The following is a 16655-nucleotide window of genomic DNA, read 5'->3' as shown; positions in this document are numbered from 1 at the left end:
CAATCAGCAGATTCATACATTTCAAGGGAACGCCCAATGAGTTGGGATATCTCACTCACTTTTTTTATCTTGTTTAGCACTATCGCTCTGTTTATCTGGGATCGTTTTCAGATGGAACTGGTTGCGTTGATGGCGGTGTTGGCGCTATGTCTTAGTGGAATTATCACTCCATCTGAGGCCGTTTCCGGGTTTGGGCAATCGATTGTTGTGATGATTGCCGCGTTATTTGTTGTCGGCGAAGCACTGTTTCGAACGGGAGTAGCCGCTTCGGTGGGCAATCTGCTGCTCAAAGTTGGTGGGGATAGTGAGAGCCGGCTGTTACTTATCCTCATGCCGGCAGTCGCATTAATATCAGCTTTTATGAGCTCTACAGGTGCTGTTGCGTTGTTTATACCCATCGTGATCAGTATTGCGAGAAGGGCAAACATCCCTTTGGCGAGCCTTATGATGCCGCTAGCGTTTGCTTCATTAATGGGCGGCATGCTGACGCTGATCGGCACCCCACCCAATATTGTTGTCAGTGGGCAGCTTGAGCAAGTGGGTTTGGCTGGGTTTAGCTTTTTTGACTTTACCCCAGTGGGCCTGATTGTCCTTTTTGTCGGTACTTTGTATATGTTGACCATAGGACGATGGTTACTGAACAAGTTGGGTGGCGGGGATTCTTTACAGGAGCAAGTCACGCTAAAGCAGATGGCAGAACGATATGGCGTGGTTGAGCATCTGCATAGTCTGAGGATCAAGCCCGGCTCAACATTGATTGGGCAGACGGTGACTAGTGCCGGGTTGCGCACTCACTTTGAAGTAACCGTTTTTGCAATCAGGCGCAAAGAGCGGCTATTAAGCAGTATGATGCCGGTGCTCTCATCGACAGAGATGGCGATGCATGATGAGTTACTGGTTTTCGGCAGGCGAGAGGATGTTGAGCGGCTCTGTGGTTATAAATCTCTCTCCTATCGTGGTTTTGCCGAAAGTGAGCGAGATGAAATGGCTCAGCAGTTTGGTGTAGTAGAGGTGATGCCTAAGCCAGATAGCCATCTAATAGGTAAAACCTTAAAACAGGCGAGATTTCGTGACCGCTTTAAGCTGAGTGTTATCGGTATAAGGCGCGGTATTGAGAATGTCGAAACAGAATATCGGACCACTCCTATAACAGGGGGGGATTCATTGCTGCTCTGTGGGGATTGGCAATATATCGAAAAGCTGTCAAAACAACATGATCTGGTGGTACTGAATACGCCTGCTGAAAAAAGCGTAGCGCCAGCCCATAGAGAGATGGCTCCTATCGCTTTAGGTGTGTTAGGGCTTATGTTGTGTTTAATGGTCTCGGGTGCCGTTTCAAGCTTAACCGCGGTGCTATTGGCGGCCATTCTGATGATCTTAACGGGTTGCCTGAAAATGGATGAGGCTTATAAATCCCTGAATCCGGCCAGCCTGATTATTATCGCGGCGATGTTACCCCTTGCAGGTGCCATGGAGAAAAGTGGTGCTCTGGCTTTAGTTGTAAATGGTTTACTTGAGCTGCTGGAAGGTAGAAGTCCTCTATTGGTCTGCGCAGGCTTGTTTCTTTTCACGACTGTATTCAGCCAATTCATCTCAAATACTGCAACGACGGTACTGGTTGCACCGGTTGCATTAGCCTCTGCTCAAGGGTTAGGGCTTAACCCGGAGCCTCTGCTGATGACGGTAGCTATAGCCGCATCGACCGCGTTCGCAACGCCCATTGCATCGCCGGTTAATACATTGGTGATGACTCCTGGCGGTTATCGTTTTAAAGATTTTGTCAAAGTTGGAGTACCTCTGCAGTTGGTTACATTGGTACTCACTCTGATTTTCGTGCCGATATTTTTTACGTTTTAATCGTAAATAATATCCCCCCTAACCCGGGTAATCGGTTCTACGCCGGCCCAAACGGGTAGCTCCATATCTTCTGGGTCGTCCTCGGGGCCAGCGTCACGAACTTTTGCGGAGACCTCTTTGATCTTAAAGGCCAGCACGGTTGTAGCTTTTAGCTCTGTTTCATTAGCGGGGCGTGCTTCTGCAGAGCGCCCCTCTTTTACTTTCTCCAGCATCAGATCTAACTGTCGACGCTTTTCAAACTCCTCATCAATCAGTTCTGCTTGCCCATACAAAATAACGCTACGGTAGTTTACTGAGTGATGGAAAGCAGAACGTGCAAAGACCAGCCCATCAAGCAGTGTAATGGCGATGGCAGCTTCCTCTCCATCGAGTAAAGCCTGGAAAAGGCCGTTTTTGCTAGATCCATGGATATAGAGAAGGTCACCGTCACGCCAATGAATAGTTGGCTGGATCATTGGTTGTCCATTCCAATTACAAGACACATGGCAGACTAGCGCTTCATCCATGATCGCGTGGATAACTTCTTTATCATAGGTAGCTCTTTTAGAGCCTCTCTTTACGCGTGTCCTGGCTGTGACAGGATAGTTATTACTCACTTTTCTACTCCCTGCTGAATTGATTTCCGTGTAGGATAGGCTTTAAATTAGGTCTATAAAAGATCCAATATAATGCAAGGTGATGGGCCCAGTTTTGCTTCAACCAAAGATTGCTCAGTGTTTTAGCCGTTCCTCATTTTCGGGCAAAGAAACCCTTTATCGATGGGTATTTCGCTGTTTAGAGCTCGCTATCAGAAAAGGGGAGCTGGAGGCTGGTTTTAAACTACCGCCTACACGCCTTCTGGCCGAGGCGCTGGGTATTGCCAGAAATACGGTTAAAACTGCTTATGAGATGTTGCTTTCAGAGGGGTATATCGAAAGCAGGGTGGGAGATGGGAGCTATGTAGCTGAACTCCCTCAGGATCTAATAAATCCGGGTCATAAAAGTAAGAAGGCCAGGGCCGACTTACCTCTCTCTGAATACGCTCAGCAATATATTTCACTGCCTCCCCTTAATTCGGACATACGAAAGATACTCCAACCGGGTATTCCGGCATTAAGAGACTTTCCTCTGGGGCAATGGAAACGTTGCTTGAGTTTTGCCTCTTCCTTTAAGGCCCTGGAGTCTTTTCCGCCTGCGGGCGATCTGAAACTACGTGAACAGATCGTTGATTATCTGCTGAAATTTCGGGGGATTGAGGCAGATCCAGAGCAGGTGTTAATTACGTCGGGTTCGCAACAGGCTGCCTTTTTAACAGCGCAGCTGCTATTGAACAAGGGTGAAAAGGTTATTGTTGAAACGCCCGGGTTTCCTGGAACCAGCGGTGTTTTCTCCAGCTTAGGCTGCCAAATTGACGCATTAAATATGGAAGAGGCTGTCAGCATTGATAGTGATGCCCGGCTTATAAATCTAACCCCTTCGCGGAATTTTCCTCTAGGGCATACATTGTCGCTTTCACAGCGTCTCAAGGTGGTGCAATGGGCAGAACATAATAACAGCTGGGTGCTGGAAGATGATTATGATTCCGAGTTTGCTGAGGGCTACCCTGTATCGGCACTGCTTTCTATCTGCGAAAGTGATCGGGTGATCTATACGGGGACTTTTAGCCGAAGTATGTTTCCTGCGCTAAGGCTGGGCTATATGGTATTGCCGCCTAAGCTTGTGACAGTTTTTACCCGGGCGCGTAGGTATATGGACGGTGGGCTTTCTCAGGTGGTTCAAGTTGCCATGGCTGAATTTATGGGACAGGGCTTTTACTCGAGACACCTTAAAAAAATGCGCCAACACTATATCAAACAGGCGGATCATATGCTTAAGCAGATAGAGAAAACTTCGTTAAGCGAGCTAGCGCTGATTAGTGCGCCAGGGGGGATGCATTTGGTTTTAAAGCTACCGGATTGTATCGATGACAGGGCAATGGTTGGTGAGCTGGATAAAAGAGGCTTTGGAATTCGTGCGTTATCCGGTTACTGCCAACAAGGTCAGTCAATGAATGGTTTAGTTATAGGATTCTGTGTGGATAAAGAGGAAGTGATTAAGCCAGGTATCGAGGAGGTCGCGTCTCTTTACAAAGCACTGCGAGATAAAGCCTAGTTGAGGTAAAATAGGGTTTTCCTTCCTTGTTGGGTTTCGTTATGAGTGCTTCATCTTTCGCTGAGCTGGCTCTGTGTCCAGAGTTACAGTTTACCCTTAAGAATCTTGGTTATGAGCAACCAACGCCGATTCAGTCACAAGCGATACCGCTGGTGCTGCGAGGGGATGATCTTTTGGCAGAAGCCCAAACCGGGACCGGGAAAACGGCCAGTTTTGCACTGCCTATTATTGAGAAGTTGAGTAAAAACCCCATTGACGGTTATCGCCCTGTGCGCGCCTTGGTTTTGGCTCCTACCCGTGAATTGGCGATACAGGTGGCGGATAATACCCTGGAATACGGACGTGATTTGGGTATGCGAGTTATATCCGTTTACGGGGGCGTGCCGGTAGAGAACCAGATTAAACGGCTTAAGCGTGGGACCGATATTCTGGTGGCAACGCCGGGGCGATTACTGGACCTATTAAGGCAAAAAGCGATCAGTCTGGAAAAGCTTGAATATCTGGTGCTCGATGAAGCTGATCGTATGCTGGATCTGGGCTTTATCGACCCGATTCAGAAAATCATGGATTATGCAGCAGATGATCGTCAGACCTTACTCTTTACGGCTACGGCCGACGAAAGTGTTGAGGTATTAGCCGAATTCTACCTCAATAACCCAACCAAAATTAAAGTGACGCCGCGTAACTCTACCGCGAAGCAGATCAGACAGTTTGCCTATCAGGTCGATTATGGGCAGAAGGCAGATATACTCAGTTATCTGATTACAGAGGGTAAATGGGGTCAAACACTGGTCTTTGTAAGGACTAAAAAGCGTGTGGATGAATTGACTCAATATCTATGCAAAGAGGGAATAAACGCAGCCGCTATTCACGGTGAGAAGAGTCAGCGAGAACGTGTGCGTATGCTTAATGAGTTTATCGCTGGGGATCTACATGTGCTGGTGGCGACTGACGTGGCAGCGCGAGGTTTGGATATCGAGTCTTTACCTTATGTCGTTAATTATGATCTGCCTAATCAACCTGAAGCTTATGTGCACCGGATTGGGCGTACCGGTCGAGCAGGGGAGACTGGGGAAGCTGTTTCATTAGTGGCTCCAGCAGAACGTGAGTTCCTGCAGAGAATTGAGAAACTGATTAAGCAAAAAATAAAACTGCGCCCCGTACCAAGAATTGAAGATGGCAAACGGCTGGAAATTGATGATTTTGCAGATAAACCCATGAAGCGAAAGCCTGCTAAGGCAAAGCAGCAAAAGCGTAAAAAGGTTGAGTCTTATCAGCCGGATAAAAGTAAGAAAGCGATTCGCCCTTCACTTTTTAACAAGTGAAAAAGTAATCTTACTGGGCTTGTTTCCACTCGGGAGGCGCTTGTAGCATCTGTAGATCATTTATCAGAGCAAGTGCCTGCCAGCTGTCGAGCGGGAACTGTATATCTCCGTTCGATTCACCGTATTTTGTTTTGAGAAGTTTGGCTTGCTCATTGTTGAAATCAAATAAGCCGAGCCCTTTCATTCCCCATCCCGCAAATAATCTACTGTCTATCAGGTCAAATGAAATAAGCTGTATCTGCCCGTGTCTGGGATCGTGGGCAATTTTCATAAAGAGCTTGTTAACTTCCTCATACTTACCTTCGATCACCTGTAAAAAATGGTTGGGGGTTGCAAGCAATAGGCCTGTAATCCCGTGTTGTTCGTTATTTTGTTCGCTTTGATGAAGGATTGTCCTCACCTGTTCCCAATCCATTGTGCCATTGGGACGGCTTTTGTATATGAGGCGATACATAGTCATAACTCCAAAGGGAATGAGTTAATTAATAGTAGCCTACGGACAAGTGTGCAAGATGGATCCTATGGGATCCACCTTCATCTAACCGTTACAACTAGAGAAAAGGTTTGAAACGGTCATCAAGCGGAGTATCCGCTAGGTGGTTGGTGTAGTTACTCATCACCTTTTGTGCCAGACCTAATACGATCTCCAGCAGTTGTTTTGGACCGTATCCGGCAGCATAAAACTCAGCAACTTCTGCCTCAGAGACAACGCCTCGGTTGCGAACGATAGCCAGAGTCATATCGTGAAGGGCCTGGAGTTTAGGTGTTGGCATCGCTTCCTTGTTTCTTAATGCAGCGGTTAGCGCTTCATCAACATTCATCATTTTGGCGATTGCTGCATGGGCAGGAACGCAATAATGACACTCGTGTTCTACATTGATCGTTTGCCAAACAACCGTAAGTTCTTCTTTATCAAAAGATGTTTCCTGAAATTTCTTATGCAGAATCTGATAGGTCTCAAGGAGTTCAGGGGATTCCGACATCACTCCATGTAAACCAGGGATCAATCCAAACCCTTTTATCGAATTATCGAGAAGTGGACGGCTGGCTTCAGGAGCACTTTCGTAGGTGTGAACTTTTAGATTATTCATTAGTCATTTCCTGATTAATTATTATTGATCAATTGGTCAATAATTGGATCATATTTGTATTTGATCGATTGATCAAGTTAAAATTGATCAACTGTTCAATATCGGTAATGCAATGGCTAACGTAGCGAAATATGACAGGGACGAAGTGATTCATAAGGCAATGATGCTGTTTTGGGAAAAGGGTTTTAATGCAACTTCCACCCGTGATCTCCAGGATGCAGTTAATCTTCGCCCTGGCAGTTTCTATGCGGCTTTTGGTAGCAAAGAAGCGCTTTTCAGTGAGGCATTAAAGCTTTATGCAAGCGAGTCTCATGACTATTTGTTGAATATGTCAGCAGAAAATGACTCGGCTATGGGAGTGATTCGAGCTTTCATGCAGGGCATTATTTTGGGGCGTAAGAAAGTAGCTCCCAGTGAAATGTGCATGCTAGTCAAAACGATCGCAGAACTGACCGATGAGCATTCAGTGCTGTTAGAACAGAGCCGGGAGCTGCTGAAAAATACCGAACGGCAGCTCGCCCAGCTATTAGAGAAAGCTCAGCAGGAAGGTGAGTTTTCGAAGCACAAAAGCTGTTCGCATACTGCAAGTTATCTGATGGTGCAGATTATGGGGCTGCGTACTTACATGAGAAATAGCCAAAGCCCGAAATTGATCGAAAGTTTGTTGGATGAAATGTTCTCAAACTTACAGCATTGATAAGGGAACCTGCGAACAAGTCCTGAGCGACTCAGGCTTTCAGAGCGGTTAAAGATCTAGGCAACGATTGCAGACATACTGGTTGTACGTTGAAAATCGTTAACGTAGAGATTGAATCGCTCTGTAAGCCCCTTTGGGTGGGCGCTAAAACGACTTCCTGCTTTGTCAGGCAGTTTGGAAAGGACCCGTCATTACACTGCACTGCCTTTCGCGCACTAAGTCGTTTTATTGTCCACTGAGAAAGTCCGAGACTTATTCGCAGGTTCCTAAGCTGTTTAGCTCAGAGTTTTTTGTTTCTAAACGAGCGCGTATAATGCTCGCCTTTATATTTTGAAAGAGTAATAACGAAGATGGCAGATAAGCTTGAGTGGGATGACGCGGCAAAACAGCGTGTAGACGCAGCACCATTTTTTGTCCGTAAATTAATCCGTCATAAAGTAGAGAAAGCTGCACGTAGTCAGGGGCTTGATCGTGTCACGGAAGCTCTGCTGGATCAGGTAAAGCAGAAACAGATGGATAAGCAGGGTTAGTCATACTAACTCTGTATCACTCGAGTAAAAGCGACAACCTTATTTCTGCCGGAATTCTTGGCTTTATACATAGCCTGGTCTGCCCGATAGACAGCAGGCTGAATATCGCCTTCTTCCCTTCGCCAAACCGCTACACCGAAGCTTGCAGTTATTGATAAAGAATCATGGCGATCAGTGATTTTATGCTGAGCGATCGATTTTCTTACCCTTTCTGCAATCAGTAAAGCCGTTGCTTCATCTGTTTCGGGCAGTAGGATGATAAATTCCTCACCGCCATGTCGGCAAAGACAATCCGCGGCTCTTAAGCTCGGGCCTATGAGGTTAGCCACATCAATAAGTACTTTGTCACCAAACTGGTGGCCATACTGATCATTTATCTGTTTGAAGTGATCAATGTCCAAGAGGATGATGGCAAGCTCGCGGTTATATCGATGGGAGCGTTCGATCTCTTCACGGGAGCGTTGATCAAAAGCGCGCCTGTTCAAGACCCGGGTTAGCGGATCCGTCGAAGCTAGCTTTATCAATTCTTCTTCCGCTTTCTTTCTGGCATTAACCTCTAGCTGCAGGTCTCGGGTTCTTTCTTCAACCCGATGTTCCAAAGTGTTTCTCGCTTCTCTAAGCTCTACATCACGATGGGCAATTCGTCGGTTCATGCTATTAATGTGGTCAGCGATTAGCCCAAGCTCATCCTTTCTGTCGGAGATCATCTGGTCGGCGTAATCACCTTCAGCACTTCGTTCCAGAGCTGCGATAATTCTGAAAATTCGCCGTAAGATCCATTTCTCGAAAAGAAAAGATAGCAAGAAGAAAGCAATTCCCAGAACAACAAGAATGATCACCAAACTGATGCCGAGAAACTTATGCATCAGACTGTAGATTGGCGTCAGATTGAAGGTGGAGCGGATGACCAAATACTCCGCACTGTGCAGGGTGGATCGATTAAGGTCCGCCCGGCTGTAATGATGAACAATATGGTTCTCTTTATTGACTGTTGTAACCCCTTTCTCTGGAAGGGAGGGGAGATCAGAAGCGTTGATTGGCGCCGTATTTTGTAGGAAAGGAAATGCGGCATAATTATTAACTAGATAGACATCAACCTTTTCAAGCATTGGGTTGGTCTTTTCCAGTTCAGTAAAGAAATCACCAAATAGAAACTCGACGTATCTTGATGAATGGCTATGACTGAGGAAGTTTTTGACGTCATAAGAAACCTCCAGCATATAATCAGAGTTTAATGGTGCGTAGTACGCATAAACCTGCAGGATCCCGGTTTTGGAAGACACATTTATTCGATCAATCTCAAGTCGTCCGGTACCGAACATCTTCTTTAAATGCTGTTCAAAGGCTTCAGAGATAGTCCCCAATTGAAATCCCATATCGGGAAGAAAGTTTGTCGCGACTACGCGCGTATCGCGATCGATTATATAAATAGCATCGACGCCATAATCTTTTGATAATTGGGCTAGACGTTCTGAATCCCAGTCTTTGGGATCGAAGTTTTCATGGAGAATGACTTCGGATAAACGGAGTAGAGCGCGCCGTGCTCGTTTATGTAGCTCTCGCTCATCATTGGCGATTAGCTCATCAAACACTCTGAAGCGTTCCCTGACCTGCTGATGAACATGCCCTACTTGTTGTTCAACCTGTGATTCAAATTCGTATTTTCCCACGAAGAACAGTGTCAGGCTGAGGATCAGGCCAACACCAAGAACAGCTAGGGTAATAAGTAAACTAAGAAGACGTTTCACTACTGAGTTCTGAGGGCTTCAACTTTTAATCCACTATACATGATATTACTTACAGTTAAGTTGCACCTTGGTCTAGGTATATTAGAAATGACGGATAAATTAGTTCTTTGGGGGAATCCGCGAGAATAAATGCCCACAGGAGTAAGAAGGGGGTGATTTTTGTTATACAGAAAATTAATGGCTAGATAAATAGACCATTGCTTTTCTTTTAACTAATTGAAAATAAAGGATTAATTTTCTCTGCATTTATATGGTGCAATTTGTAGAAGTTCCAGTAGTTATGCGGTCTGTAGCAATCTACCCATAATCTATTAACTGAGTTATCCACAGAAAATGTGAGTAACTACAAATAAGCCGCTTTATTTATAGGGTTATAAGGGTTTTCAGGATTTTATTAGGGAAAGCATCTAACTTGGCGGGGATGAAGCTCCAGTGACAGGCGAACCCTGAGGTTTCTCAGAGATTCGCCTTGGAGTGCGAGAGTCAGGTATTAAGGCTCGGCCTTTACCGGTGTTAGGTTTTGAGCCAGCACCTCGTCACCAAACCAGCTTAAGTTATCATGCATCTCAACAACTTCACCGACGATGATCAACGCAGGGGCAGGCAGTTTAGCCTGAGCCTGACGTTCAGCTATGTTCTCCAGAGTGCCTGTTAGCACTTTCTGATCGGCCGAGGTTCCACGTGAGACAATTGCGGTTGGTGTATTGGCCGGTTTGCCATGCTCGATCATTTTTGCACAGAGTGTTGGTAAGGTATGCAGGCCCATATAGAACACAACCGTCTGGTTTGGGTGAACCAATTCTGCAAAGTTCAGATCACTGGTGCGGTTCTTTAATTGCCCTGTCACAAACTTGACTGATTGTGCATAGTTGCGATGGGTAAGTGGAATACCCGCATAGGTTGAGCAAGCGCTGGCAGCTGTGATCCCTGGGACCACCTGAAATGGGATATCATGGGCCTTAAGGGTTTGCAGCTCCTCGCCACCCCGACCGAAGATAAATGGGTCACCGCCTTTTAGTCTGACGACACGTTGTCCTGCTTTGGCATGTTTTACCAACAGCTCATTGATACCTTCCTGTGGGACCGCATGATTATCACGCTTTTTACCTACGAAGATCAGGTCTGCATCACGTCGACAGAGATCCAGTACCGCGTCAGATACTAATGCGTCATACAGAACTACATCGGCCTGCTGCATGAGACGTAGTGCCTTGAATGTCAGCAATTCAGGATCACCAGGGCCACCGCCTACCAGATAGACTTCGCCTACTGAATGATCAGGGTCTTCATTGGTTAGCTTGTCTTCAATCAGATCGATGGCTTCTTGTTCGCGACCGGCAAATACCTTTTCCGCAATCTGGCCCTGAAGAACATTTTCCCAGAACACACGGCGATGATTAACAGTATCGAAGGTCTGTTTGACGCGATCACGGAAATGATTCGCGATGCTGGCCAGCTTGCCATATGACTTAGGGATCCAGGTTTCTAACCGTGCACGTAATAAGCGAGCGAGAACGGGGGCACTACCACCTGAAGAGATCCCAATAACAATGGGTGAGCGATCGACAATAGCAGGAAATACGAATGTGCATAACTTAGGGCTATCAACCACATTGACTGGGATGTTGCGTTCTACGGCGTCGAAATGGACTCGCTCGTTCAGCGGATTATCATCCGTCGCTGCGATAACCAGCATTTTCCCTTCCAAAAGAGCAGAGTGGTACTCACCAATAATACTCTGTCCCTGGTTTTCATCGAGGAGGTCTTGTAGTTCCTCGCAAACCTTATGTGAGATGACCGTGACCAATGCACCCGAACGACACAGCAGTCTTGCTTTACGTAATGCAACATTACCGCCACCAACCAGTAGCACGTTCTGACCGGTCAATTTGAAAAACAGAGGTAGATAATCCACGAAATCTCTCCAGAGGTTATACCAGTAATAGCTTTTCTGTTAGATAGCTTTGTATAACCATGTTCTATGCAACCTGTGTGCCCTTAACGTGCTGTCCTAAGAAAAAAAACTGAAGGTTAGTTAAGGGCTATATTCTCGTTATATTGCTTCATTTTATCAGCTGCAGATTCACTTTGGGGACGTTATAGAAAATTTTAGCAAGTCTGTGGCGCTATTTTGGTTCGCCGTGGTGTCCAAAATGGTGAGCGTGGCCTTGATGTTCACCATGATGGTGCAGGGAGGGGTAAGAGTAGGTGGCTGTATTAATCTGACCAGATAGCGCATTCTTGCTGGTAGAAGGGGCGATAACTTTGTTAGTCAGAACTAATACAGCCTGGTCTCCTGTTCAGAGCAGCATCCGGCTGCTCCTTGCAGCTTACTTCTTGAAATTCAGCGGTGTTGCAGGATGTAATCCGCACTCGCGATTTTCAGGGTTTTCCCACCACCAACGACCAGAACGTACATCTTCACCCATTGAGATGGCGCGTGTACAAGGTGCGCAGCCTATGCTGGGGTAATGCTTGTCATGCAGCTCGTTGTAAGGGACATCATAAGCTTTGATATATGCCCAAACTTCTTTCTCAGACCAGTCAGCCAGAGGGTTGAGTTTGTGCATGTTGTTGCCTTCATCCCACTCTTCGAACTGAATCTCATCACGGGTTACGGACTGTTCACGGCGCAGGCCTGTAATCCAGGCCTTGTTGCCGGAAAGTGCACGTTTTAAGGGCTTGATTTTACGTACAAAGCAGCAGCCCTTACGCAGATCCTGAGAGTCGTAGAAAGCGTTGATGCCATTTTCAGCGACATAGCCTTCGACATCCGCAGCTTCAGGGTAATAAACATCAACCTGCAACGCTGGATATTGCTTACGTACATCATCGAGAAGCTTCAATGTCTCTTCAGGTAAGCGACCTGTATCCAAGACAAAGTTACGAATTTCAGGACAGTGCTTGCTGATCAGGTCAGCAATGACGACATCTTCAGCCCCCAGGCTGTTTGCAAAAACCAGCGATCCCTCATGATCAGCATGGCCTTTGTTCAGTAGAGCCGCTGTTGCTTCAACTTTAGCTTGCAGCTCTGCAGTTAGTTGCTCACTCATAAATAGGACCTCACCGTCACTATTAATTACTGCTTATAAACAGCGCGAATGTTATCCGCCGCACTTTGGTAATAGTTGCTCATCTCCGTGAATGCATTAAGCATATCAGGGGTAAACTCTTCATCGCTGATCTGGATCGCTGTAAAACCACAGCGCTCCATATAGGCAAATCGATCTCGGCCCACATCACCCGTTGCGCGGATCTCACCTTTGTATCCAGCGCGAACTAGATGACGAGCGATACTAAAACCACGACCGTCTCTGAAAGCCGGAAAATCTACCGCAACAAGGGGAAACTTGTCGAGATTTTCCAGAACTTCATCAAGATTGTCGTCACCATTGATCTTAATGCCGACCTGGCCAGAATGAGCTTCAAACTGAGCCTTGTGTTCGTTATACAGCGCCAGAGGTACGATAATATCGCCTGTCTGCTGCAGGTTTTCTTCGTCGATCAGTGTCCAGCTGTCTTCAACAACTTCACGATTAATTAGCAGGGGCATATACGTACTCCTTGAACGGTGCCATACCGATACGGTGGAAGGTATCAATAAAACGTTCGCCTTCTAGGCGTTTCTCAACATAAACTTCAACAACTTTCTCTAGCGTGTTAGCTACCTGATCGGAAGCAACTGCACGGCCAATTACCTTACCCAGTGCAGCATCGGAACCATCATCACCACCCAGGGTGATCTGGTACCACTCTTCACCTTTTTTGTCGACGCCTAGTATACCAATGTGGCCAACGTGGTGGTGCGAGCATGCATTCATGCAACCAGACATGTTGAGCTTGAGTTCACCCAGATCATGTAGGTAATCCAAACTCTCAAATTTCTCATTAATCTGATCCGCTACACCGATAGTACGGGCATTTGCCAGGGCGCAGAAGTCACCACCTGGGCATACGGTCATATCAGTGATCGTTCCCATGTTCGGACGGGCAAGGCCTGCTTCAGCCAGCACCTGCCAAACTGCGTATAGATCGGCTTTCTTAACATCAGCCAGAACCAGGTTCTGGTTGTGTGTCGCGCGGATTTCACCAAAGCTGTATCTGTCGGCAAGATCTGCAACCAGATCAAGCTGATCCGCAGTGATGTCGCCGGCAGGTTTGAGATACGGTTTCAGGGATACATAGGCGATACGGTAGCCATCGACTTTATGAGCAACGGTGTTGCGCTCGTACCAAGTGTTGAACGCTTCATCTTCTGCCAGTTTGGCTTCCAAAGAATTATCCTGCGCTGCGGACTCATCGTAATCAAATGGTTTGAAGAACGCTTTAACACGATCGATCTCTTCCTGAGGCAGCTTAAGATCCGTATCGCGAATATGTGCCCATTCCGCTTCAACTTCTTCACGGAACTTATCAATTCCCATCGCCTGAACGAGGATTTTGATACGCGCTTTGTATTTGTTATCACGGCGGCCATTCATGTTGTAAACACGAATGATCGCTTCCAGGTATGAGAGCAGGTCTTCTTTAGCCAGGAATGGATTGATCTGTTTGCCGATCATTGGTGTACGGCCCAGACCACCACCAACGATAACTTCAAAACCAACTTCGCCGGCTTCATTCTTGATGATATGCAGGCCAATATCGTGTACCTGCGTTGCAGCTCGATCATCAGGAGCGGCAGAGATCGCAATTTTAAATTTACGTGGCAGGTACGCAAATTCAGGGTGCAGGGATGACCACTGACGAATAATTTCGCAGTAAGGGCGGGAATCTTCCACCTCTTCAGCGATTACGCCGGCAAACTGGTCCGTTGTTGTATTACGGATACAGTTTCCTGATGTCTGTATAGAGTGCATCTGAACCGTCGCCAATTCGGCAAGAATATCAGGCACTTCTTCCAGTTTAGGCCAGTTAAACTGCAGGTTTGTACGCGTTGTAAAGTGTGCATAGCCCTTATCATAGGTGCGTGCGATATGCGCCAGTTTGCGGAACTGTGCTGAGTTGTACATGTTGTACGGGCCAGCTACACGCAGCATTGGTGCATGGCGCTGAACATATAGGCCATTCATCAAACGCAAGGCCAGAAAATCATCTTCGGATAATTCACCTGCCAGGAATCGGCGGGTCTGGTCTCTAAACTGTTCAACGCGTTCGTCAACCAGCTTTTGATCGACTTCGTTATACTGATACATATCTTAATTCCCTTGTCAGGACAGTGATACTGACCCAACACCTCACTTTAAGGGTTAATTAACTTTTCTTAACCTGCGATTACAAAGCGCAGGCCGATAGCAAATAAAATGGATCCCATGATTGGCTGCATCACTTTTGGGGAGATTCGGGTGCCGATATGGCTGCCCAGGAATACACCCGGTAATGAACCGATGATCAGATAGATCAACAGGTCCATATCCACACTTCCCATCTGGTAGTGCCCAGCACCTGCAATAGATGTCAGAACTACCGCATGAACCAAATCTGTGCCGACAATTGTGGGCATGCTCATGCGCGGATAAAGCAGAATCAGTAGCGCCGTACCTAGTGCCCCCGCGCCAACCGATGATAGCGTCACAAGTGCGCCCAGAATCATGCCCATTAGTACTGTTACGACAGGGCGCCATTTACGGGCATGAGAAGCGGCACTGGTGTGCTGCCATTTCATTGCCTGGTTTCTGATCTTATTGCGCAGGAATACTGCGATTGACGTCAGGACCAGTGAAACGCCCAGGGTTAGGTTCATCAGATGTTCAATCTGCTCAAGGCCGTCTAAGCCCTGAAGGTACCTGATGGTCAATAGACTGCCAGGAATACTGCCGAGCAACATGAACAGAACAACGCGCCATTCAACCAACTTCTTTCGGGCATACGAAATCATACCGCCGCATTTGGTTATAGCTGCATAAAGCAGGTCGGTGCTCACTGCCACAACAGGCGGAATACCGAAAACAACGATTAGAATTGGCGTCATTAAAGCGCCCCCACCAATACCGGTGAGGCCAACAATGAAGCCCACTACTAATCCTGCAAAGCTATATGCCAGTTCCATAAATCCAGATAAACCTGTCCAAAATAATCTGGCGGCATAATAGAGGAGGTTTTATATAACTCAAAATAATAATTGGGAATCTGTTTATAACTTTTTGTGTTGTTGGTTGTAATTCTTAGTGTTTTGGTGGGTTATAGGTTTTATATTCTTTTTTGTTATCAAAAAGTAATTATATATTCTTTTGTGTTTTATTAAATGAGCTGCGATAATGCGCCGCAATATTGGATAGTTGTGTCTGATTAGGGCTGCTTAGGCTATTCGCAAAATTTATATAGAAAGAGTGTTTACTGATGAGTGCTTTACCTGAACATCGCTTAACGCACCTCAAACAACTTGAGGCTGAGAGTATCCATATCATTCGTGAGGTAGCTGCTGAGTTTGATAACCCAGTGATGCTTTATTCAATCGGTAAGGATTCTGCTGTGATGCTGCATCTGGCGCGTAAGGCCTTTGCACCGGGTAAGCCTCCTTTCCCTTTGATGCACGTTGATACAACGTGGAAGTTCAAAGAGATGATCGAGTTCCGTGACAAGATGGCAAAAGAAGCGGGTATGGAACTGATCGTTCATATCAATCAGGAAGGTGTTGATATGGGAGTTGGGCCATTTACACATGGTTCATCAAAGCACACAGATATTATGAAAACTCAGGCGCTGAAACAGGCCCTGGATAAGCATCAGTTTGATGCTGCTTTTGGTGGTGCCCGCCGTGATGAAGAGAAATCGCGAGCAAAAGAGCGTGTGTTCTCTTTTCGTGATCAGAACCATCGCTGGGATCCAAAGAGTCAGCGTCCAGAACTCTGGAATGTCTTTAATACTCGCGTAGATAAAGGTGAGAGTATCCGAGTATTCCCGTTATCCAACTGGACAGAACTGGATATCTGGCAGTACATCTATCTGGAAAATATCTCTATTGTACCGCTGTATTATGCTGCGAAGCGCCCGGTTGTAGAGCGTGATGGCATGATGATCATGGTTGATGATGAACGTATGCCTTTGAATGAAGGTGAAGAGCCTGAAATGAAAAACGTTCGTTTCCGTACTTTAGGCTGTTACCCACTGACCGGCGCTGTTGAATCTGAAGCTGCGACCCTGCCTGAAATTATTCAGGAGATGCTACTGACAACAACTTCAGAGCGACAAGGTCGTGCGATTGACCACGATAGTGCTGGATCAATGGAAAAGAAAAAGATGGAAGGTTACTTCTAAGCCATCTTTTAGAGAGTTGG

General features: G+C 46.4%; 15 protein-coding genes. 6 read left to right on the top strand and 9 right to left on the bottom strand.

Annotation, left to right across the window (positions count from 1 at the left end; all coding sequences use genetic code 11):
- The first annotated feature begins 36 nt into the window (after positions 1-36).
- Positions 37-1857, top strand: a complete 1821-nt coding sequence (locus MED92_RS06715) for an SLC13 family permease (protein WP_007020764.1) — start codon at positions 37-39, stop codon at positions 1855-1857.
- Here the strand turns inward: MED92_RS06715 and MED92_RS06710 are convergent.
- A complete protein-coding gene (locus MED92_RS06710; RefSeq protein WP_007020763.1) occupies positions 1854-2453 on the bottom strand; it encodes a pyridoxamine 5'-phosphate oxidase family protein in 600 nt (199 codons plus the stop codon). The two genes, MED92_RS06715 and MED92_RS06710, sit on opposite strands and share 4 nt — an antisense overlap.
- A 94-nt stretch (positions 2454-2547) precedes the next feature.
- Here MED92_RS06710 and pdxR point away from each other — a divergent pair, with 94 nt between their 5' ends.
- Both pdxR and MED92_RS06700 read left to right on the top strand, forming a co-directional pair.
- Positions 2548-3987: a MocR-like pyridoxine biosynthesis transcription factor PdxR gene (gene pdxR, locus MED92_RS06705; RefSeq protein WP_162010856.1), complete on the top strand. Its 1440-nt coding sequence runs from the start codon at positions 2548-2550 to the stop codon at positions 3985-3987.
- 41 nt (positions 3988-4028) lie between these two features.
- Positions 4029-5312 (top strand): DEAD/DEAH box helicase, encoded by a 1284-nt coding sequence (locus MED92_RS06700; protein ID WP_007020761.1) that lies wholly within the window; start codon positions 4029-4031, stop codon positions 5310-5312.
- Positions 5313-5322: 10 nt separating this feature from the next.
- Here the strand turns inward: MED92_RS06700 and MED92_RS06695 are convergent, their stop codons facing one another.
- Together MED92_RS06695 and MED92_RS06690 are read right to left on the bottom strand one after the other, a co-directional pair.
- Positions 5323-5766: a BLUF domain-containing protein gene (locus MED92_RS06695; RefSeq protein WP_007020760.1), complete on the bottom strand. Its 444-nt coding sequence runs from the start codon at positions 5764-5766 to the stop codon at positions 5323-5325.
- 97 nt (positions 5767-5863) lie between these two features.
- Positions 5864-6403, bottom strand: coding sequence for a carboxymuconolactone decarboxylase family protein (locus tag MED92_RS06690; RefSeq protein WP_007020759.1), 540 nt, complete (start codon positions 6401-6403; stop codon positions 5864-5866).
- A 112-nt stretch (positions 6404-6515) separates the two neighbouring features.
- Here MED92_RS06690 and MED92_RS06685 point away from each other — a divergent pair, with 112 nt between their 5' ends.
- Together MED92_RS06685 and MED92_RS06680 are read left to right on the top strand one after the other, a co-directional pair.
- Entirely contained in the window at positions 6516-7100 is a 585-nt protein-coding gene (locus MED92_RS06685; RefSeq protein WP_007020758.1) for a TetR/AcrR family transcriptional regulator, read from the top strand.
- 350 nt (positions 7101-7450) lie between these two features.
- Entirely contained in the window at positions 7451-7630 is a 180-nt protein-coding gene (locus MED92_RS06680; protein WP_007020757.1) for a PCP reductase family protein, read from the top strand.
- A 5-nt stretch (positions 7631-7635) separates the two neighbouring features.
- Here the strand turns inward: MED92_RS06680 and MED92_RS18465 are convergent, their stop codons facing one another.
- The 6 genes from MED92_RS18465 to MED92_RS06650 form a co-directional block, all read right to left on the bottom strand.
- The gene (locus MED92_RS18465) at positions 7636-9378 is read right to left on the bottom strand and encodes a GGDEF domain-containing protein (RefSeq protein WP_007020756.1); all 1743 of its coding nucleotides are present in this window, start codon (positions 9376-9378) and stop codon (positions 7636-7638) included.
- Positions 9379-9868: 490 nt separating this feature from the next.
- Positions 9869-11293 carry a siroheme synthase CysG gene (cysG, locus tag MED92_RS06670; protein WP_007020755.1) on the bottom strand — a complete coding sequence of 475 codons (1425 nt, stop codon included), beginning with the start codon at positions 11291-11293 and terminating at the stop codon, positions 9869-9871.
- Between the two features lie 415 nt (positions 11294-11708).
- Entirely contained in the window at positions 11709-12431 is a 723-nt protein-coding gene (locus MED92_RS06665; RefSeq protein ID WP_007020754.1) for a phosphoadenylyl-sulfate reductase, read from the bottom strand.
- 26 nt (positions 12432-12457) lie between these two features.
- The gene (locus MED92_RS06660; protein ID WP_007020753.1) at positions 12458-12931 is read right to left on the bottom strand and encodes a DUF934 domain-containing protein; all 474 of its coding nucleotides are present in this window, start codon (positions 12929-12931) and stop codon (positions 12458-12460) included.
- Positions 12915-14573, bottom strand: a complete 1659-nt coding sequence (locus MED92_RS06655; protein ID WP_007020752.1) for a nitrite/sulfite reductase — start codon at positions 14571-14573, stop codon at positions 12915-12917. The genes MED92_RS06660 and MED92_RS06655 overlap by 17 nt, the downstream gene beginning before the upstream one ends.
- A 68-nt stretch (positions 14574-14641) precedes the next feature.
- Positions 14642-15427, bottom strand: coding sequence for a sulfite exporter TauE/SafE family protein (locus MED92_RS06650; RefSeq protein ID WP_007020751.1), 786 nt, complete (start codon positions 15425-15427; stop codon positions 14642-14644).
- Positions 15428-15717: 290 nt separating this feature from the next.
- Here MED92_RS06650 and cysD point away from each other — a divergent pair, with 290 nt between their 5' ends.
- Positions 15718-16635 carry a sulfate adenylyltransferase subunit CysD gene (gene cysD / locus MED92_RS06645; RefSeq protein WP_007020750.1) on the top strand — a complete coding sequence of 306 codons (918 nt, stop codon included), beginning with the start codon at positions 15718-15720 and terminating at the stop codon, positions 16633-16635.
- Positions 16636-16655 lie beyond the last annotated feature (20 nt).

The sequence above is a fragment of the Neptuniibacter caesariensis genome, from assembly GCF_000153345.1.
Taxonomy (GTDB): domain Bacteria; phylum Pseudomonadota; class Gammaproteobacteria; order Pseudomonadales; family Balneatricaceae; genus Neptuniibacter; species Neptuniibacter caesariensis.
This window is presented reverse-complemented; position numbering and strand designations above follow the sequence as displayed.